This is a genomic window from Allobosea sp. CRIB-10 (assembly GCF_900112185.1).
Classification (GTDB): domain Bacteria; phylum Pseudomonadota; class Alphaproteobacteria; order Rhizobiales; family Beijerinckiaceae; genus Allobosea.
Genome location: NZ_FOKP01000015.1, coordinates 25,371 through 41,849 on the forward strand (window position 1 = coordinate 25,371; position 16,479 = coordinate 41,849).

The window sequence follows — 16,479 nt, forward strand, 5'->3', positions numbered from 1 at the left end:
CTCCCCTCGAGGGGAAGGAAGAGCAGGCTCAAGCCCAGGCGCGGCTCTTGAGCTTCTCCTCATAGGCGGCGATCTTGCTCGACTTCTCCATGGTGAGGCCGATGTCGTCGAGGCCGTTGAGCAGGCAATGCTTGCGGAACGGGTCGATCTCGAAGCGGATCTCGCCGCCATCCGGACCCTTGATGCTCTGGTTGACCAGATCGACGGTCAGCGTCGCGTTCGAGCCGCGGTCGGCGTCGTCGAACAGCTTCTCGAGGTCTTCCTGGCTGACCACGATCGGCAGGATGCCGTTCTTGAAGCAGTTATTGTAGAAGATGTCGGCGAAGCTGGTGGAGATCACGCAGCGAATGCCGAAATCGAGCAGGGCCCAGGGCGCGTGCTCGCGCGAGGAGCCGCAGCCGAAATTGTCGCCGGCGACCAGGATCTCCGACTTGCGATAGGCCGGCTGGTTCAGAACGAAATCAGGGTTCTCCGAGCCATCCTCCTTGTAGCGCATCTCCGAGAACAGCGCGGTGCCCAGCCCGGTGCGCTTGATCGTCTTCAGATATTGCTTGGGGATGATCATGTCGGTGTCGACATTGATCACCTTCAGCGGGGCGGGGGTCGAGGTCAGGGTGGTGAAGGGCTGCATGGCGGATACTCCGGCAGGTCTTGTCTAGTCAGGTTGGGGCACGGCTCAATCAGAGCTGCGCCGTCAGGAGCTTGAAGCTGGCGAAGGTGAAGAAGGCTGCGAGGCAGGCTTCTGCGCGGCGGCGGATCCTGCGGTAGCCCGCCACCATCGAGGCAGTCGAGAACAGGTAGGCATAGGTCTGGTTGATCGCGAGCGAGATCGTCAGGCATCCCAAGATGATGGCGTAGAGCACCACCGCCGGCGTTTCTGGCCTGAGGCCGAGCGCGATGATCGCCGTCCAGCTCAGGATCGCCTTCGGGTTGGTGAGGTGCATCAGGTAGCCGCGCAGATAGAGCCGGCGGCCCGAGAGGCCGGCTTTCGGCGGCGGCATCTCCGCCTGCATGGCCGAGCGGGCCGAGCGCCAGGCCAGGAACAGGAGATAGAGCCCTCCGACGATCTTGATGGCGTAGAGTGCCCCGGGATGGGCGACGATCAGTGCGGTGACGCCGACCGCGGCGAGGACGCCCCAGGTCAGCGATCCCGTGGTGACGCCGAGCGCCAGCGTCATCCCGGCCTTCCGGCCATGCTCCATCGAGGTCGCCATCACCTGGAGATTGCTCGGCCCGGGGCTGGCGACGGCGATGAAGAAGGCCGAGAAGACCAGGGCAAGGTCAGGCAGGTGGCGGATCAGTTCGTCGAGCATGTCTCTTATCCTGCCGCCTTCTCGATCGCGTCCATGTCGTCGTCGTCGAAGCCGAAATGGTGGCCGATCTCGTGGACGAGCACATGGGTGACGATGGCGCCGAGCGTCTCGTCATGCTCGGCCCAGTAGTCGAGAATCGGCCGGCGGTAGAGGTGGATGGTATTGGGCATCTGCCCGGTCTGCGGGGCATAGCCCTGCTGCGGCAAGCCGATACCCGAGAACAGGCCGAGCAGGTCGAAGGGGCTCTCGGCCTCGAGCTCCTTCAGCACGTCGTCCTCGGGGAATTCGGTGATGGTGATGACGAGGTCGGCGCAGAGCTTACGGAAATCCTCGGGCAGGCGGTCATAGGCCGCCTGCGCCAGGATCTCGAACTCGGCGCCCGAGGGGGCGCGCACGCCGTCCCAGTCGAGGCCCTGCGAGGCCTCGGCCGAAGCGGTTGTCTTGATAGACGGAACGGAGCCCATCACCAGATCTTCAGTTGATGCCCGAGCCACCAGGACAGGCCGATGAAGGCGATCAGCGAGAGGCCGCGGCCGATCCTGCGGCCCCAGAGCTCGATATTGTCGCCTTCCGGCGCGTCCTTGCCGGCGAAGTGGTCGGCCGCGCGCCCCATCGAGGAGCCGATGAAGCTCTCATCGTCGCGCTTGACGCGAGCGAGGGCTTCCTTGGCCTCCTTGGCGCGGGCGGCGTCGCGGGGATCGGTGCTCATGACGTCCTCCCGCGAACCCGACCGCTTCAGCCCAGCGTGCGCACGTCGACGAAGCGGCCGGTCAGGGCCGCCGCCGCTGCCATCGCCGGCGAGACGAGGTGCGTGCGGCCGCGATAGCCCTGGCGACCCTCGAAATTGCGGTTCGAGGTCGAGGCGGCGCGCTGGCCCGGCTTGAGCTGGTCGGGGTTCATGCCCAGGCACATCGAGCAGCCCGGCTCGCGCCATTCGAAGCCGGCGGCGATGAAGATCTTGTCCAGACCCTCGGCCTCGGCCTGCTGCTTCACCAGGCCCGAGCCCGGCACGATCATGCCGTAATCCAGGCTCTCATGGATCTTCTTGCCCTCGACGATCTTGGCGACGGTGCGCAGGTCCTCGATGCGGCCATTGGTGCAGGAGCCGATCCAGATCACGTCGAGCGGGATATCCGTCATCTTGGTGCCTGCCGTCAGGCCCATGTACTCGAGCGCCCGCTTCTTCGAGGCGCGCTTGACCTCGTCCTCGATCTCATCGGGATCGGGCACGGCGCCCGTCACCGAGATGACGTCCTCGGGGCTGGTGCCCCAGGAGACGATCGGCGGCAGGTTGGCGGCGTCGAGCCGGACAATGCGGTCGAAATGCGCACCCTCATCGGTCCGCAGCGTCTCCCAATAGCGCAGCGCCTCGTCCCAGGCGGCACCCTTCGGCGCCTTCGGGCGGTCCTTGAGATAGGCATAGGCCTTCTCGTCCGGCGCGACCATGCCGGCGCGGGCGCCGCCCTCGATCGACATGTTGCAGACGGTCATGCGGCCTTCCATGGTGAGGCCGCGGATGGCCTCGCCCGCGTACTCGATCACCGAGCCGGTGCCGCCGGCGGTGCCGATCTCGCCGATGATGGCGAGGGTGATGTCCTTGGCGCCGACGCCCGGAGCGGGCTTGCCGTCGACCTGGACCAGCATGTTCTTGGCCTTCTTCTGGATCAGCGTCTGGGTGGCGAGCACATGCTCGACCTCCGAGGTGCCGATGCCATGGGCAAGAGCTCCAAAAGCCCCGTGCGTCGAGGTGTGGCTGTCACCGCAGACGATCGTCGTGCCGGGCAAGGTGAAGCCCTGCTCGGGGCCGACGATGTGCACGATGCCCTGGCGGATATCGAGCTCGTTGAAGTACTCGACGCCGAAATCCCTGGCGTTCTGCGCGAGTGCCTCGACCTGGATCCGGCTTTCCTCTTCCTGGATGCCCTTGGAGCGGTCGGTGGTCTGGATGTTGTGGTCGACCACGGCCAGCGTCTTGTGCGGGGCATGGACCTTGCGGCCGGTCATGCGCAGGCCCTCGAAGGCCTGCGGGCTGGTGACCTCATGGACGAGATGGCGGTCGATATAGAGCAGGCAGGTGCCGTCGTCCTGGCGGTCGACGACGTGGTCCTCGAAGATCTTGTCGTAGAGGGTGGAGGGGGCCTTGGTCGCAGTCATGGCTTCATCGCCTTCGGTATGGAAATCGGTAGCGGCCCATCAGGGCCAACGCGCATCGCAACGGCCTGTCGCCGGCCGGACGGCCGGTCTCAGGCGCAGCTAAGGCCTGCTGCGAGCGAGGCCGTGAAGCGGCCGAAGAAGCGCCAGGGCAGGCGGGCATGGTCATGCAGCGCGGCGAAGCCCTGGGTGGTCGGAAAACGGCGCAGGTTCAGCGTGCGGCGCATCACGCGCCGGACTTCGCCCCTGTTCTGCCGCTTCACCGTCATGGCTCGCTTCTACCAGTTCCAAACTGCACGGGCAACGCGACGGCGCTGTCGCAGCGGCAGCCGCGTAGCGCGTTCCGTGCAGGGCTGATATCTAGCGGCTCCGGGTGCGCTGCGAAAGGGCAGGCTGCGCCGGCAAACGGATCGGTGATGCGATGGCGCGCTTCTTCCCCTTCATGCTGCTGGCGGTCATCGCCTATGGCGTCACCGTCGCGGCCATGGGCGTGCCGCTCTCGCGCGAGCTTTTGAACATCGGCCTGCCCTCCGGCACGGCGTTCGTCATGACGGTCAGCGAGCTTCTGCTAGCGGTCTCGACCATCGTGCTCTTCTTCGAGATCATGAACGCGACCAGCGCGAAGTCGAGCTCGATCCTGAACCATGGCCTGTCCATGGTGGTGTTTATCGCCTGCGGGCTGATCTTCCTGTTCGTGCCCGGCTTCGGCACCGGCACCTTCGTGATCATCACGCTGATGGCGCTGGTCGACGTGATCGCCGGTTATTCGATCAGCATCCTGACGGCGCGGCGCGACATGACCTTTGGCAACAACGAGTAGGTGCGCCTCACAGTTCGCTGCGCAGCTGCCAGAGCTCCGGGAAGAACGAGCGCTCCAGCGCCGTCCGCAGGAACTTCACGCCGCTGGAGCCGCCGGTGCCCTGCTTGAAGCCGATGATGCGCTCGACCGTCTTCATGTGGCGGAAGCGCCATTGCTGGAACTGGTCCTCGACGTCGACCAGCTCCTCGGCGAGCTCATAGAGATCGAAGTATTGATGCGTGTCGCGGTAGATCGAAAGCCACGCCGCCTTCACCGCCTCGTTCGCGACATGCGGCTGGCTCCAGTCGCGTTCGACGCACTCGGCCGGAACCGGCAGGCCGCGGCGGGCGAGCAGCCGTAGCGCCTCGTCATAGAGGCTCGGTGCATTCAGCAGGTCCTGGAGATGGGCATGGTGCTCCGGGTGATGCTTGTGCATCGCCGCCATGCGCGGATCCTTGGCGCCGAGGCGGAATTCGAGGGCTCGGTACTGATAGGACTGGAAGCCCGAGGACTGGCCGAGCGCATCGCGGAAAGCGAGATAGTCTGATGGAGTCATGGTCGAGAGCACGTCCCAGGCGGTGACGAGCTGCGCCTGGATGCGCGAGACCCGCGCCAGCGACTTGAAGGCCGGCTGCAGTTCGTCGGCGCGGATCGCGGCGATGGCGCCGTCGAGCTCATGCGCGGCGAGCTTCAGCCAGAGCTCCTGCACTTGATGGATGGTGATGAACAGCAATTCGTCGGGCGCGTCGCTCAGCGGCTCCTGCGCCGCGAGCAGCAGGTCGAGGCCGAGATAGGAGCCGTAATCCATCCGCTCCTTGAAATCGGTCTGCATGCCCGGCTCGATCCGGCTCTGATGGTCGCCCGTCCCGCTGGTCATGATGCCGCCCTCGCTCGCCTCGCGCCTTGACTGGAGAGAGGCGCAAGATATTTTAAGCTTAAAGTATTTTGCCGGTTGGGCAAGGCTGCGGAGCGCGATGATGGACCAGATGACGAAGGTTCCTGCAAGGCTCGGCCGCCCGCCCTTCGACCTCTCGGTCGAGTTCTCACGCTTCCGCCAGAACTGGCCTTCGAGCCTGCATTTCGCCGCCCACAGCCATCATTTCTGGCCGGACGCCACCCGCGAGGCGCATTTGCGCGCCTGGGACGATGCCGCCCGCCTCATCGACGGCAAATGGCAGGAGGTGCTGGGTCCGGTCTGGCGGAAGGTCGCGCAGGGCGTGGCGCGGCATCTCAACCTGCCCGGGATCGATGGGCTGGTTCCGGCCAACAACACACACGAATTCGTCAATCGTCTGCTCTCCTGCCTGCCGCGTGAGCGCAAGCCGCGCATCCTGACCAGCGATGCCGAGTTCCACTCCTTCCGGCGCCAGATCGAACGGCTCGCCGAGGACGGGTTGATCGAGCTCACCGTCGTACCGGCCGAGCCCTTCGCCGGCCTGACCGAGCGGTTGGTCGCCGCGGCGCAGCAAGGCCCCGGTCCCGACATGGTCTTCGTCAGCCAGGTCCATTTCAACTCAGGCTATGCGCTGACCGATCTGGAAACCCTGGTCGAGGGCGTCGCTGCACCCGGGCGGCTCGTCGTCATCGATGGCTATCACGGCTTCCTGGCGCGGCCGACCGATCTCTCCGCCATCGCCGACAAGGCCTTCTACATCGCCGGCGGCTACAAATACGCCATGTCCGGCGAGGGCGCCTGCTTCATGCACTGCCCGCCCGGTTTCGCCATGCGGCCGCGCGACACCGGCTGGTACGCCTCCTTCGGCGCGCTCTCGGGCGCGCAGGGCGAGGTCGGCTATGCCGAAAATGGCTGGCGCTTCATGGGCGCGACCTTCGATCCTTCCGGCCTCTACCGCATGGGCGCGATGTTCGACTGGCTGGATGCCAAGGGCCTCGACGTTGCTGCGATCCACGCCCACGCCCACGCCTTGCAGGCGATCTTCGCCGAGGGCTTGGCGCGGCAGCCCTGCGGCGTGCTCGCCCTAGAGAACCTGGTCGTGCCCTTGAGCGAGCCGGCGCGCGGCAACTTCCTGACCTTCCGCCATGCCGATGCGGCTGAGTGGCATGAGAAGCTGAAGCAGGCCGGCATCACCGTCGATCTGCGCGGCGATCGTTTGCGGGTCGGCTTCGGGCTCTATCAGACGGAAGCCGATGTGAAGCTGCTGCTGGAGCGGCTACTGACGTTGGGTTAGGCTCCGCTTCCGATCAGCCATTGTGTGCTGGTCGATCGAACGGACGGAGCTGACACATGAAGACGCTGCCGGGCCTGGTGATCGCTGCCGCTCTCGCTTCCCTCGCTCCCGCCATCGCCCAGGCGCCCCGGAAAGCCGTTGCCTCTCCGGCCGTGCAGCAGGAGTTCAGCGACTTCATCGGAAAGTTCCGCGCGGCGCTGAAGGCCAATGATCCGGCCGCCGTCGCCGCCATGACGAAGCTGCCCTATATGGGCGATGCTTCCATCGCCGACGCCGCGCAGTTCCGCGCCAAGGCCTGGCCGAGCGATTTCAACGCGAAGAACCGCGCCTGCCTGCAGCGCACCAAGCCGGTCTATGACCGCGATGGCGCCAGGAACGAGGTCTACGCCATCGCCTGCGGCGGCAGCATCTTCACCTTCACTAGGACATCGGCCGGCTTCCAGCTCACGGATGTCGATGTCGCCGACTGAGCGGCGACATCGAATAATCGTCAGCGCTGCGCGGTGTCGACGCTGACCACCACCGACATCCCCGGCGAAAGCCGCTCCGCCAGCTCCTGACCGGGATCGATCGCGATGCGCACCGGCACGCGCTGGGCGATCTTCACGAAATTGCCGGTGGCGTTCTCCGGCCGGATCACGCTGAACTCCGAGCCGGCGGCCGGGGAGAAGCGCTCGATCGTGCCCGTCAGCCTGGCATGGCGCAGGGCATCGACGGTGAAGGAGACCTTCTGGCCAACGCGCATGCCGGGCAATTGCGTCTCCTTGAAATTGGCGATCACCCAGACCTGGCTCGGCACCAGCGCCATCAATTGCGTGCCGGCCGAGACGTATTGGCCGAGCCGGGCCGAGACCTCGCCGAGGCGCCCGTCCTGCGGCGCGGGGATACGGGTGTTCTGCAGGTCGATCTCGGCGAGATGCACCGCCGCTTCCGCGCCCTGCACCGCCGCTTCGAGCGATGCCTTGTTGACGATCGCGCTCTGCACGTCCTGGCGGGAGACGTCGACGGCGGCATGGCTCGCCGCCAGCCCGGCCTTGGCCTGGTCGAGCGCCTGCAGGCTCTGGTCGGCATTGGTCTGGTTGACGACGCCGCGCTCGCGCAGCGGCTCGATCCGACCCCAATTGGCCTCCGCCGTGCGCAAGGCGGCTTCCGCGCTGGCGACATTGGCCTCGCTGGCGCGCTGGCGTGCCTCGGCGGCGTGGCGGGCCTGTTCGGAATTGGCGAGCGCTGCTCGCTGGGCGGCGAGGCTGGCGCGGGCCTGGTCCAGCCGCTGCTGGAAGATGCGCTCGTCGATCCGGACGAGGAGCTGACCCTGCCTCACCGTGGCGAAATCCTGCACGGCCACCTCGGCGATATAGCCGGCGAGCTGCGGCGCGATCACCGTGACCTGGCCGCGGATATAGGCGTTCTCGGTGGTCTCGATCGCGCTGGCGAAGGGCGGCAGCCGCCATGCGTAGAGGATGATGCCGATGCCGGCGAGGCCGACGGCGAGGGCGACATAGGTCGAGACGGAGCGAAAGATGCGGGTCATGGCTGGGGCGCAGGGGCAGGGGTGGCGGCATGAGCGGCGACGCGTTCGCGCCAGCGCAGGATGGCGAGATGGGCGAAGAGGCCGATGAGCGCGCTGCCGGCGATCACGGCTATCAGCAGGAAGGCGTCGTTATAGGCGAGCACGGTCGCTTCCCGGATCGCCTGCTGGGCGAGCAGGGTGACGCCCTCGGCTCGCGTCAGTCCGGCGTCGGTCAGCATATGGCCATAGGTGCCGGCGAGCTCCTGGATGCGCTGGGCAACGAGCGGGTCAGCCAGCGAGAAATGCTCGGCTAGCTGGCTGTAATGGAAGCTGGTCCGGAGCGTGATGAAGCTGCCGAACAGGGCCGAGCCGAGCAGGCCGCCAATGCTCTGGGTGAACAGGAAGATCACGAAGAAGCTGAGGATGTAGACCGGGCCGCGTGCGAGCGCCGGGGCAAGGCCCTGCCTCATGGCGGTCGGCAGGAACAGGGTGGAGCCATAGGCCACCAGCGCCTGGCTCAGATGGATGTCGTGCGGGCGGGTCAGGCTCGTGGCGTTGCTGTCGAGGATGGCGCCGGTCATGACGCAGATCAGCGCGGCCGCGTAGAAGGCATTCTCCCGGCCGGGACGCAAGAGCGCCGCGCAGGTGAAGCCGCCGGCCAGGATCGCTGCCAGGATCACGCCGTAGAGCGGCAGGGTCTGCTCGTTCTGGAGGCCGAGCGCCTGGAAGAAGTTGGAGGCTCCGACCGTCTGCTCGGCCAGCACGACGCGGAAGAGCAGCAGCACGGTAGCATAATGCAGCGTCGCCGGGCTGGTCAGCCAGCGTATGTCGATCAGCGGGCTCGGCCGGTGCAATTCGATGATCGCCGCCAGCGTCAGGCAGAGGATCGCACCGGCGAAGAGCCCGCCGAGCCAGGGCGCCTCCAGCCACCAGTAGATCCGCCCGAGCGAGAGCGCGACGGCGATGGCGCCGAAGCCGAGCGCGATCAGGAGGTAGCTCACGCCGTCGAGCGGGCCGATCACCTTGACCCGAGGCGGTGTCGTCAGGGGCAGGGCGTAGACCAGGCCGAAGGCGACCAGCGCCAGCCCCATCTCGAACAGGGTCAGGCCATGGAAGCCGCCGATCTCGAGCAGGCTCGGCGACAGCAGCCGCGTGATCGGAATACCGAGTGTGGTGTTGGTCAGCGCCAGCGACAGGCCGACAGTGAGCTTGTGCTGCGGCTGCAGCGGCTCGATCATGTAGAGGAAGGCGAGCGAGGACAGCGGCGCTGCTGCGATGCCGCTCATGAAGCGCACCACCAGCGCCGATTGCAGGTCGTGCACGAAGAAATTGAGCAGGGCTGCGACCACGAAGCCGGCGATGCTGATCTCGGCGAAATTCCGCAGGCCGTACTGCATCCTGATCTTGATCAGGGCGATCGAGAGCGAGACGTTCGGCGCCAGATAGGCGGCGATCAGCCAGTTGGTCTCGGCGACTGTGGCGCTGAGATCGCCCTGGATCTGATAGACATTGGTCGTGACGAGATTGGCGCCGACCTGCTGGGTCATCGCCAGCATGGTCGAGGCCAGCATGTAAGCCAGCGCTCGTCCCCGGCTCATGCCCGTGGCTGCAGACGGCGGCGGTGGCGGCGCGGCTTCAGGAGCGGGGGAGGACGCGTTCATCCGGCCGCCCCACGATTGGCGGCGATGTTCCGCGACATCCGGGCGAGCACGCGCAGGGCGATCTCGAGCTCCTCCCTATCGATCCCGTCGAGCACATCGGCACGCAATTCGGTCAGGAACGCAAGGATGTCCTCGGCCTGGGCGCGCGCGGCCGGCGTCAGGAACACCCGCCGGGCCCGCCGGTCGCCAGGGGCGGCGCGGCGCTCGATCATGCCGGTGCGTTCGAGCCCGTCGAGCAGGCGCACCAGTGTCGGCTGTTCGATGTCGAGCAGCCCGGCGAGATCGGACTGGATCGGCCCGTCGGCCTTGGCGAGCTGCATCAGCAGGCGGGCCCGCGAGAGCGTCAGCCCCATGTCGCGGGCGCGCTCGTCGACCAGCGCCCTGAGCTTGCGATTGGCGGAGGCCAGCTCGGCGGTGAAGGCGGCTTGAAGCTCCGAGGAGTCCATAGCGTTCATATAGGTAGCTTGCTAATGATATGCTGACATAGCAATGCTAGAGGCGCATTACAAGTTCCAATTCTGTCCTCTGATATGCGTTTTAGGAATGTGATGCGTGGCGGCTTGCGTTGGCGCAGGCAACAAAAAAACGCGGCCCGAAGGCCGCGTTCCTGAAACCTTGGAAAAGGAAGAGCGGCTTACTTGCCCTTGCTCTCGCCCTTGGCCGGCTTGGCATCGACGCGCTCGGCGATACGGGCCGACTTGCCGCGGCGATCGCGCAGGTAATACAGCTTGGCGCGGCGCACCTTGCCCTTGCGGACGACCTTGATCGAGTCGAGGTTCGGCGAATACAGCGGGAAGACGCGCTCGACGCCCTCGCCATAGGAAATCTTGCGGACGGTGAAGCTCTCGTTGAGGCCGCCGCCATTGCGGGCGATCACGACGCCTTCATAGGCCTGGACGCGGCTGCGCTCGCCTTCCTTGACCTTGACGTTGACCTGCACGGTGTCGCCGGGCTGGAAATGCGGGATTTCCTTGCTCTCGGCGAGCTTGGCGATCTGCTCTTTGTCGAGCTGCTCGATGATGTTCATGGTCTTCTCCATGGCCGTGTTCGCGCGGGTAGCGCGGGCTTTCGGCTCGCTGTTTTCAGTTGAGGGCGTGGCCATACAGCAGGGCGGCGGGTTTGTCGAGACGCTGCGGCGGTCGCGCCGGGCCAGTTCCCTGTCATCTTGCGCATTGTCGCCGGCAGGGCCACGAGATTCAGCATGCCGGCTGAGATCCTGTCCTATGCCTCGCTGTTCACCCTGGCGGTCGGGCTGATCGCCGGCACCGTCGGCGGCGTGGTCGGGACAGGCTCCTCGATCATGCTGCTGCCGGTGCTGGTCTGGTCGTTCGGGCCGAAGCAGGCGGTGCCGATCATGGCGGTCGCAGCTGTGATGGCGAATCTTGCGCGGCTTGCGGCCTGGTGGCGCGAGGTCGACTGGCGCGCCTTCCTCGCCTATGCGCTGCCCGGCATTCCCGCCGCGATGCTCGGCGCGCGCACGCTGCTGCAATTGCCGGCCGCGGCGATCGATATCGGTCTCGGCCTGTTCTTCCTTGTGATGATTCCCGGGCGGCGCTGGCTCGCGGCGCGCAAGATCAGGCTCGGTCTCTGGCAGCTGGCCCTGGCGGGAGCTGTGATCGGCTTCCTGACCGGCCTCGTGCTCTCGACCGGGCCGCTCAGCATCCCCGCCTTCGCCGCCTATGGCCTGAGCAAGGGCGCGCTGCTCTCGACGGAGGCCGCGACCTCGCTGTTCATCTACCTGACCAAGGTCGGGACCTTCCGCAGCTTCGGCGCGATGCCGCTGGCGATCTTCGCCAAGGGCGTGATCGTCGGCTCCTCGCTGATGCTCGGCGCCTTCGTCGGCAGGGCGCTGGTGCGGCGCATGGATGAGCGCACCTTCCAGCACCTGCTCGACGGGATGATGCTGCTCTCCGGCCTGTTTTTGCTGCTGGCGGCGTTTCGCTAGGCGCGCTTCCGGCCGGCCGCGCCGGGTTGTATGCAAGCTTCAGGCTTATGCATAGCGGAGCAGCGTCATGTCCGAGAATTCGATCAAGACCGCCCTCGTCACCGGGGCCGCGCGCGGGATCGGGCTCGCGACGGCCAAGCGCTTCCTCGCCGACAACTGGCGTGTCGCGCTGCTCGATATCGACGAGCCGGAGCTCGCCAGGGCGATGGCCGAGCTTGATGCGCCCACCGTGACGATGTCGATCGGCTGCGATGTCGCCATGCCCGGGCAGGTGGCGGAGGCGGTCGATGCGGTGGTCGAGCGCTTCGGCCGGCTCGACGCCCTCGTCAACAATGCCGGCACCGCCGTGTTCAAGCCGCTGCTCGAGACGAGCTACGCCGAATGGCAGCGTGTGCTCGCCGTCAATCTCGACGGTCCCTTCCTGACGACCCAGGCGGCCGCGCCGGTGATGGCCGATAACGGTGGCGGCGCCATCGTCAACATCACCTCGATCTCAGGCTTGCGTGCCTCGACGCTGCGCGTCGCCTACGGCACCAGCAAGGCGGCGCTCGCCCATCTCACCAAGCAGCAGGCGGCAGAGCTCGCCGGGCTCGGCATCCGGGTCAACGCCGTAGCCCCCGGCCCGGTCGAGACGGCGATGGCCAAGGCCGTGCACTCGCCGGAGATCCGCGCCGATTACCACGACGCCATCCCGCTCGCGCGATACGGCGCAGAGGAGGAACTCGCCGAGGCGATCTTCTTCCTCTGCAGCGACCGGGCGAGCTACATCACCGGCCAGGTGCTCGCCGTCGATGGCGGCTTCGACGCGGTCGGCATCGGTTTGCCTACGCTGCGCGGGCAGCGGCGCAATCGCTGAGCGATCGTTGCGAGCGCAGCGAAGCAATCCAGAAGGGCGTAGGGCTCTGCCGCCCCTGGATGCTTCGTCGCTATGCTCCTCGCAATGACGATGATCGTTGCGCTTAGCCCAGCAGCCCGGCGAGCGCTTCCTTCAGCGTGACACTGCCGCGGCGCGTCTCGCCGATCTCTTCGAAGCCGGCGCGGCCGGCGTTCATGGCGTCGTAGAGCGCGGCCAGTTCGCGGGCATGGCTCGCGCTCAAGCCAGCAGCGATAAGCCCCGGTTCCCACTCTTCGCGCGGCGTCGCGACTGCCATGACCGGCTTACCGAGCAACTCGGTCAGCGCCTGTGCGGCTTCCTCCGGTGAATACTCGGCGGGCCCTTTCAGGTTGACGATCCGCTCGCCGGCATGCGGGCGGGCGAGTTCGGCCGCGGCCTGACGGCCGACATCGACCGTGGAGACGGTCTCGCCGGCGGCATCGAGCGGCTGGCGCATGCTCGGCAGGATGCCGTGCTCGGCTGCGACGCCAAGCACGCCGCCCCAGTTCTCCATGAATTCGGTGGCGCGGATGAAGGTCAGCGAGGCCGCCGCTCCGCGCAGGGCCTCTTCGAAATCATGCAGCGCCCTGACGATGCCGGTGCCCTCCGTGCGATGGGCGCCGCTCGACGACAGTGCCACGACATGCGGCACGCGGGCGCGGCGGATCGCCTCGGCGATCGCGGCGCCATTCTTTGCCGCTGCGGCGATGACGTCCTCTGCTGCATGCGGCACCGGATTGAGGACATAGGCTGCCTCGGCGCCGGCAAAGGCGGCCGTCAGTGCTTCGACATCGTCGAGGTCGGCCTTGGCCACGATCGCGCCTTTGTCGGTCAGCGCAGTTGCGCGGCTCGGCTCGCGCACGATCGCCCTGACCGCATGACCCGCGGCGAGAGAGGCCGCCAAGGCCGCGCCGCCCGTCTGTCCCGTCGCGCCCAAGATTGCAAACATCATGTCCTCCTTCGGTTGCTGGGGAGGGCATAACAGGGCAGTATCCGAAGCATAAGTACGCACAATTTTTATACCGATAGGAGCCGCCGATGCGCCCCTCGCTGAAGGACATCCCCTATGTCTGGTGCCCGGTGGAGGCGACGATCGACGTGATCGGCGGCAAGTGGAAGGCCCTGATCCTGTTCCAGCTGACGCGCGGCCCATGCCGCTTCAATGCGCTGCGCCGGCTCCTGCCGCATGTGACCCAGCGGATGATGACCCTGCAGCTGCGGGCGCTGGAGGAGGACGGCATCATCTCCCGCAGCGTGCAGGAGACGGTGCCGCCCAGGGTCGAATACGCCCTGACCGAGCGCGGCTGGGCGCTAGCGCCGATCTTCGAGGCGATGGCGCTCTGGGGGCAGGCGCATGGTCCGCGCCGGTCCGAGGCGGCCTGAACGGCCAGTCCTTCGCGAGCCCTCATCCTTCGAGACGCCGCTGCGCGGCTCCTCAGGATGAGGGCTATTGGATCGTCGGAAGAGTTTCAGGACGCGGCAACATTCCGCTTGCGCCGGCTCCTGAACGGCGCGAACCTGCCCTCCGACATCCCTCTTCGACGGCCGCCCGACCCTGTCGGGCCCGAGCGACCGCCGCCTTTCCGGCGTGGGCGCTCCGTTCCCGTTCCCGCCGGTCAACCGCCGTCCCGGACGCAAAGCCTTCAGGGCCATCGTCCGCGCGCGGCCAGAACCGAAGGAGGACGACATGGCTGCGACTTCCAGCAAGGGAGGAAACCCGTCCGGCGTCAGAGGCCGGGGGCCGCGATGCATCGCCATCGTCGGTCCCTTCCAGAGCGGCAAGACCAGCCTGTTCGAGAGCATATTGGAGCGTTGCGGCGCCGTGTCGCGCGCCGGCTCCGTCAAGACCAGGAACAGTGTCGGCGACGCCTCGCCGGAAGCACGCTCCCACCAGATGAGCACCGAGCCCAATGTCGCCAGCGTCGACTTCATGGGCGAGCGCTACACCTTCATCGACTGCCCCGGCTCCGTCGAGTTTCTCCAGGAGATGCGCCACGTCCTGCCAGCGGTCGACGCCGCGGTCGTGGTCTGCGAGGCCGATGACCGCAAGGCGCCGGCGCTGGAACTCGTGCTGCGCGAGCTCGAGGAGGCCGACATCCCGCGCTTCCTCTTTCTCAACAAGATCGACACCGCCTCGCGGCGTGTACGCGAGACGCTCGGACTGCTGCAGCGCGCCTCGCGCACGCCGCTGCTGCTCCGGCAGATCCCGATCTGGCAGGGCAGCATCGCCGTCGGCTTCATCGACCTCGCGCTGGAGCGGGCCTTCATCTATCGCGAGCATGCACCCAGCGAAGTGGTGCCGCTGGCACCCGAGGAGGTCGAGCGCGAGCGCGATGCCCGCTTCTCGATGCTGGAGAAGCTGGCCGATTATGACGACGAGCTGATGGAAGGCCTGCTCGGCGAGATCGAGCCGCCGCGCGACCTCGTCTTCGACGACCTCGCCCGTGAACTGAAGGAGCGTCACGTCGTGCCGGTGCTGATCGGCGCGGCCGAGCGCGGCAACGGCGTCACCCGGCTGCTCAAGGCGCTGAGGCATGAGGCACCGCCCCTGGAAGTGACGCGCGGGCGGATCGGCGTGGTCGACAGCGGTGCGCCGCTCGCGCTGGTCATGAAGACCTGGCAGTCCGGCCAGGGCGGCAAGCTCTCGTTGGCACGCGTGCTGCGCGGGCGCATGGCGGAAGGCGACGTCATCACCTCCTCCGGGGGCGTCGAAGCCCGCATCGCCGGCGTGCTCGAGCTCAAGGGCGCCGAGCAGCAGCGCCGTCCGGCGGCGGAGGAGGGCGAGACGGTCGCCTTAGCCCGGCTCGAAGGCGTCCGCACCGGCGACGCGGTCGCGGTCGGCAAGGTCCGGCCCGATGTCGTCAGCGCCGTCGCGCCGCCCGAGCCGGTTCATGCGCTCTCGGTCGGCGTCAAGGATCGCAAGGACGATGTCAGGCTGACCTCCGGACTCGCCAAGCTGATCGAGGAGGATCCGGCGCTCGCGCTCGAACACCGTGCGGAGTTCGGCGAGATGCGCCTCTCCGGCCAGGGTGAGATGCATTTGCGCGTCGCGCTCGAACGGCTCGCCGGGCGCTACGGTGTCAATGTCGACAGCGGCGCGACGCAGATCGGCTATCGCGAGACCCTGCGCGGCAAGGCCAGCGCGCGCGGCCGGCACCGCAAGCAGAGCGGAGGCCATGGCCAGTTCGGCGATGTCGTTCTGGAGATCGGCCCGCTCCCGCGCGGCGAGGGTATCCGCTTCGTCGACCGCATCACCGGCGGCGTCGTGCCGAGGCAGTACATCTCCTCGGTCGAGGCCGGGGTGCGCGACTACTGCCAGCGCGGCCCGCTCGGCTTTCCGCTGGTCGACATCGAGGTGACGCTGACCGACGGCTCCTACCATACGGTCGATTCCTCCGACATGGCCTTCCGCCAGGCGGCGCGGATCGCGATGGGCGAGGCCTGCCCGCAGGCCAGGCCCGTGCTGCTGGAGCCCATCCTGGCGGTCGAGATCGTCATTCCCTCGGATGCGATGTCGCGGGCCTCGGCGATCGTCTCGGCAAGGCGTGGCCAGATCCTTGGCTATGATGCGCGGCCAGGCTGGCGCGGCTGGGACCAGATCAACGCGCTGATGCCGGAGGCGGAGATGAGCGGGTTGATCGTCGAACTGCGCTCGGCGACGGCGGGTGTCGGCACCTTCAGCGCCCGCTTCGACCATCTCGCCGAACTCGCCGGCAAGCCGGCCGACGCGGTGGTCGCGGCGCAGGCGATGGCGCAGGCGCGATAGAGCTTGCACCACAAACTGCCGGGCAAGGGATCTATAGACTAAAGTCTATAGCCCTTGAGCTGGGGCAGACTCGCTGGTCAGGTCATTTCCTCCTGACCGGATTCGGCTCTAGCTTCGGTGCGGTGTCTTGCTTGTCAGCCGATGGGACGCGGCCTTCGCCCAGTTGCGGTACGAAGGTTTATATGTAAACTTTCTGGCGGCGGGTGCTTGCGCCAGCCGCTAGGCTTGCGCAGTGTAGCGCAGGACAATCAGAAGGTGCGGAGCGCGACCG

Annotated in this window: 19 protein-coding genes; 7 read left to right on the forward strand and 12 right to left on the reverse strand. The window is 67.0% G+C overall.

What is annotated here, in order from left to right:
• Positions 1–28: 28 nt before the first annotated feature.
• The 6 genes from leuD to BMZ69_RS31655 form a co-directional block, all read right to left on the reverse strand.
• Positions 29–631, reverse strand: coding sequence for a 3-isopropylmalate dehydratase small subunit (gene leuD / locus BMZ69_RS18315; RefSeq protein WP_092159187.1), 603 nt, complete (start codon positions 629–631; stop codon positions 29–31).
• A 49-nt stretch (positions 632–680) separates the two neighbouring features.
• A complete protein-coding gene (locus BMZ69_RS18320; RefSeq protein ID WP_092159189.1) occupies positions 681–1,313 on the reverse strand; it encodes a LysE family translocator in 633 nt (210 codons plus the stop codon).
• A 5-nt stretch (positions 1,314–1,318) separates the two neighbouring features.
• Complete coding sequence (locus BMZ69_RS18325; protein ID WP_092159191.1) at positions 1,319–1,777, reverse strand: metallopeptidase family protein; 459 nt, start codon at positions 1,775–1,777, stop codon at positions 1,319–1,321.
• On the reverse strand, positions 1,777–2,022 hold the full coding sequence (locus tag BMZ69_RS18330; protein WP_092159193.1) for a hypothetical protein: 246 nt from the start codon (positions 2,020–2,022) through the stop codon (positions 1,777–1,779). The genes BMZ69_RS18325 and BMZ69_RS18330 overlap by 1 nt, the downstream gene beginning before the upstream one ends.
• Positions 2,023–2,048: 26 nt before the next feature.
• Positions 2,049–3,467, reverse strand: coding sequence for a 3-isopropylmalate dehydratase large subunit (gene leuC, locus BMZ69_RS18335; protein WP_092159195.1), 1,419 nt, complete (start codon positions 3,465–3,467; stop codon positions 2,049–2,051).
• An 89-nt stretch (positions 3,468–3,556) separates the two neighbouring features.
• Positions 3,557–3,733, reverse strand: coding sequence for a hypothetical protein (locus BMZ69_RS31655; RefSeq protein WP_175506860.1), 177 nt, complete (start codon positions 3,731–3,733; stop codon positions 3,557–3,559).
• Positions 3,734–3,885: 152 nt separating this feature from the next.
• Here BMZ69_RS31655 and BMZ69_RS18340 point away from each other — a divergent pair, with 152 nt between their 5' ends.
• Complete coding sequence (locus tag BMZ69_RS18340; RefSeq protein ID WP_092159197.1) at positions 3,886–4,284, forward strand: hypothetical protein; 399 nt, start codon at positions 3,886–3,888, stop codon at positions 4,282–4,284.
• Positions 4,285–4,291: 7 nt separating this feature from the next.
• Here BMZ69_RS18340 and kynA read toward each other — a convergent pair whose 3' ends face one another.
• Positions 4,292–5,140 (reverse strand): tryptophan 2,3-dioxygenase, encoded by an 849-nt coding sequence (gene kynA / locus BMZ69_RS18345; protein ID WP_092159199.1) that lies wholly within the window; start codon positions 5,138–5,140, stop codon positions 4,292–4,294.
• Positions 5,141–5,240: 100 nt separating this feature from the next.
• Here kynA and BMZ69_RS18350 point away from each other — a divergent pair, with 100 nt between their 5' ends.
• Positions 5,241–6,452 carry an aminotransferase class V-fold PLP-dependent enzyme gene (locus BMZ69_RS18350; protein WP_244543433.1) on the forward strand — a complete coding sequence of 404 codons (1,212 nt, stop codon included), beginning with the start codon at positions 5,241–5,243 and terminating at the stop codon, positions 6,450–6,452.
• 56 nt (positions 6,453–6,508) lie between these two features.
• Positions 6,509–6,922 carry a hypothetical protein gene (locus BMZ69_RS18355; protein ID WP_092159201.1) on the forward strand — a complete coding sequence of 138 codons (414 nt, stop codon included), beginning with the start codon at positions 6,509–6,511 and terminating at the stop codon, positions 6,920–6,922.
• A gap of 20 nt (positions 6,923–6,942) precedes the next feature.
• Here BMZ69_RS18355 and BMZ69_RS18360 read toward each other — a convergent pair whose 3' ends face one another.
• From BMZ69_RS18360 to rplS, 4 genes are all read right to left on the reverse strand, one after another.
• The gene (locus tag BMZ69_RS18360) at positions 6,943–7,983 is read right to left on the reverse strand and encodes an HlyD family secretion protein (protein WP_092159203.1); all 1,041 of its coding nucleotides are present in this window, start codon (positions 7,981–7,983) and stop codon (positions 6,943–6,945) included.
• Positions 7,980–9,560 (reverse strand): efflux MFS transporter permease, encoded by a 1,581-nt coding sequence (locus BMZ69_RS18365; RefSeq protein ID WP_210188045.1) that lies wholly within the window; start codon positions 9,558–9,560, stop codon positions 7,980–7,982. The genes BMZ69_RS18360 and BMZ69_RS18365 overlap by 4 nt, the downstream gene beginning before the upstream one ends.
• Before the next feature lie 59 nt (positions 9,561–9,619).
• Positions 9,620–10,078 carry a MarR family winged helix-turn-helix transcriptional regulator gene (locus BMZ69_RS18370; protein ID WP_092159207.1) on the reverse strand — a complete coding sequence of 153 codons (459 nt, stop codon included), beginning with the start codon at positions 10,076–10,078 and terminating at the stop codon, positions 9,620–9,622.
• A gap of 179 nt (positions 10,079–10,257) precedes the next feature.
• Positions 10,258–10,650, reverse strand: a complete 393-nt coding sequence (rplS, locus tag BMZ69_RS18375) for a 50S ribosomal protein L19 (RefSeq protein ID WP_092159431.1) — start codon at positions 10,648–10,650, stop codon at positions 10,258–10,260.
• A gap of 174 nt (positions 10,651–10,824) precedes the next feature.
• Here rplS and BMZ69_RS18380 point away from each other — a divergent pair, with 174 nt between their 5' ends.
• Both BMZ69_RS18380 and BMZ69_RS18385 read left to right on the forward strand, forming a co-directional pair.
• Complete coding sequence (locus BMZ69_RS18380; protein WP_092159209.1) at positions 10,825–11,568, forward strand: sulfite exporter TauE/SafE family protein; 744 nt, start codon at positions 10,825–10,827, stop codon at positions 11,566–11,568.
• Positions 11,569–11,635: 67 nt separating this feature from the next.
• Entirely contained in the window at positions 11,636–12,424 is a 789-nt protein-coding gene (locus BMZ69_RS18385) for an SDR family NAD(P)-dependent oxidoreductase (RefSeq protein WP_092159211.1), read from the forward strand.
• A gap of 103 nt (positions 12,425–12,527) precedes the next feature.
• Here the strand turns inward: BMZ69_RS18385 and BMZ69_RS18390 are convergent, their stop codons facing one another.
• The gene (locus tag BMZ69_RS18390; RefSeq protein ID WP_175506862.1) at positions 12,528–13,391 is read right to left on the reverse strand and encodes an NmrA family NAD(P)-binding protein; all 864 of its coding nucleotides are present in this window, start codon (positions 13,389–13,391) and stop codon (positions 12,528–12,530) included.
• Between the two features lie 89 nt (positions 13,392–13,480).
• Between BMZ69_RS18390 and BMZ69_RS18395 the strand changes: the two genes are divergently transcribed.
• Both BMZ69_RS18395 and BMZ69_RS18400 read left to right on the forward strand, forming a co-directional pair.
• Positions 13,481–13,825: a winged helix-turn-helix transcriptional regulator gene (locus BMZ69_RS18395; RefSeq protein WP_092159215.1), complete on the forward strand. Its 345-nt coding sequence runs from the start codon at positions 13,481–13,483 to the stop codon at positions 13,823–13,825.
• A 304-nt stretch (positions 13,826–14,129) separates the two neighbouring features.
• Positions 14,130–16,208, forward strand: coding sequence for an elongation factor G (locus tag BMZ69_RS18400; protein ID WP_092159217.1), 2,079 nt, complete (start codon positions 14,130–14,132; stop codon positions 16,206–16,208).
• Positions 16,209–16,479 lie beyond the last annotated feature (271 nt).

What these genes read in the sequence shown, in the direction of transcription:
- leuD (WP_092159187.1), bottom strand. Translation starts at nt 631, where the DNA reads ATGCAGCCCTTCACCACCCTGACCTCGACCCCCGCCCCGCTGAAGGTG.
- BMZ69_RS18320 (WP_092159189.1), bottom strand. Translation starts at nt 1,313, where the DNA reads ATGCTCGACGAACTGATCCGCCACCTGCCTGACCTTGCCCTGGTCTTC.
- BMZ69_RS18325 (WP_092159191.1), bottom strand. Translation starts at nt 1,777, where the DNA reads ATGGGCTCCGTTCCGTCTATCAAGACAACCGCTTCGGCCGAGGCCTCG.
- BMZ69_RS18330 (WP_092159193.1), bottom strand. Translation starts at nt 2,022, where the DNA reads ATGAGCACCGATCCCCGCGACGCCGCCCGCGCCAAGGAGGCCAAGGAA.
- leuC (WP_092159195.1), bottom strand. Translation starts at nt 3,467, where the DNA reads ATGACTGCGACCAAGGCCCCCTCCACCCTCTACGACAAGATCTTCGAG.
- BMZ69_RS31655 (WP_175506860.1), bottom strand. Translation starts at nt 3,733, where the DNA reads ATGACGGTGAAGCGGCAGAACAGGGGCGAAGTCCGGCGCGTGATGCGC.
- BMZ69_RS18340 (WP_092159197.1), top strand. Translation starts at nt 3,886, where the DNA reads ATGGCGCGCTTCTTCCCCTTCATGCTGCTGGCGGTCATCGCCTATGGC.
- kynA (WP_092159199.1), bottom strand. Translation starts at nt 5,140, where the DNA reads ATGACCAGCGGGACGGGCGACCATCAGAGCCGGATCGAGCCGGGCATG.
- BMZ69_RS18350 (WP_244543433.1), top strand. Translation starts at nt 5,241, where the DNA reads ATGGACCAGATGACGAAGGTTCCTGCAAGGCTCGGCCGCCCGCCCTTC.
- BMZ69_RS18355 (WP_092159201.1), top strand. Translation starts at nt 6,509, where the DNA reads ATGAAGACGCTGCCGGGCCTGGTGATCGCTGCCGCTCTCGCTTCCCTC.
- BMZ69_RS18360 (WP_092159203.1), bottom strand. Translation starts at nt 7,983, where the DNA reads ATGACCCGCATCTTTCGCTCCGTCTCGACCTATGTCGCCCTCGCCGTC.
- BMZ69_RS18365 (WP_210188045.1), bottom strand. Translation starts at nt 9,560, where the DNA reads ATGAGCCGGGGACGAGCGCTGGCTTACATGCTGGCCTCGACCATGCTG.
- BMZ69_RS18370 (WP_092159207.1), bottom strand. Translation starts at nt 10,078, where the DNA reads ATGAACGCTATGGACTCCTCGGAGCTTCAAGCCGCCTTCACCGCCGAG.
- rplS (WP_092159431.1), bottom strand. Translation starts at nt 10,650, where the DNA reads ATGAACATCATCGAGCAGCTCGACAAAGAGCAGATCGCCAAGCTCGCC.
- BMZ69_RS18380 (WP_092159209.1), top strand. Translation starts at nt 10,825, where the DNA reads ATGCCGGCTGAGATCCTGTCCTATGCCTCGCTGTTCACCCTGGCGGTC.
- BMZ69_RS18385 (WP_092159211.1), top strand. Translation starts at nt 11,636, where the DNA reads ATGTCCGAGAATTCGATCAAGACCGCCCTCGTCACCGGGGCCGCGCGC.
- BMZ69_RS18390 (WP_175506862.1), bottom strand. Translation starts at nt 13,391, where the DNA reads ATGTTTGCAATCTTGGGCGCGACGGGACAGACGGGCGGCGCGGCCTTG.
- BMZ69_RS18395 (WP_092159215.1), top strand. Translation starts at nt 13,481, where the DNA reads ATGCGCCCCTCGCTGAAGGACATCCCCTATGTCTGGTGCCCGGTGGAG.
- BMZ69_RS18400 (WP_092159217.1), top strand. Translation starts at nt 14,130, where the DNA reads ATGGCTGCGACTTCCAGCAAGGGAGGAAACCCGTCCGGCGTCAGAGGC.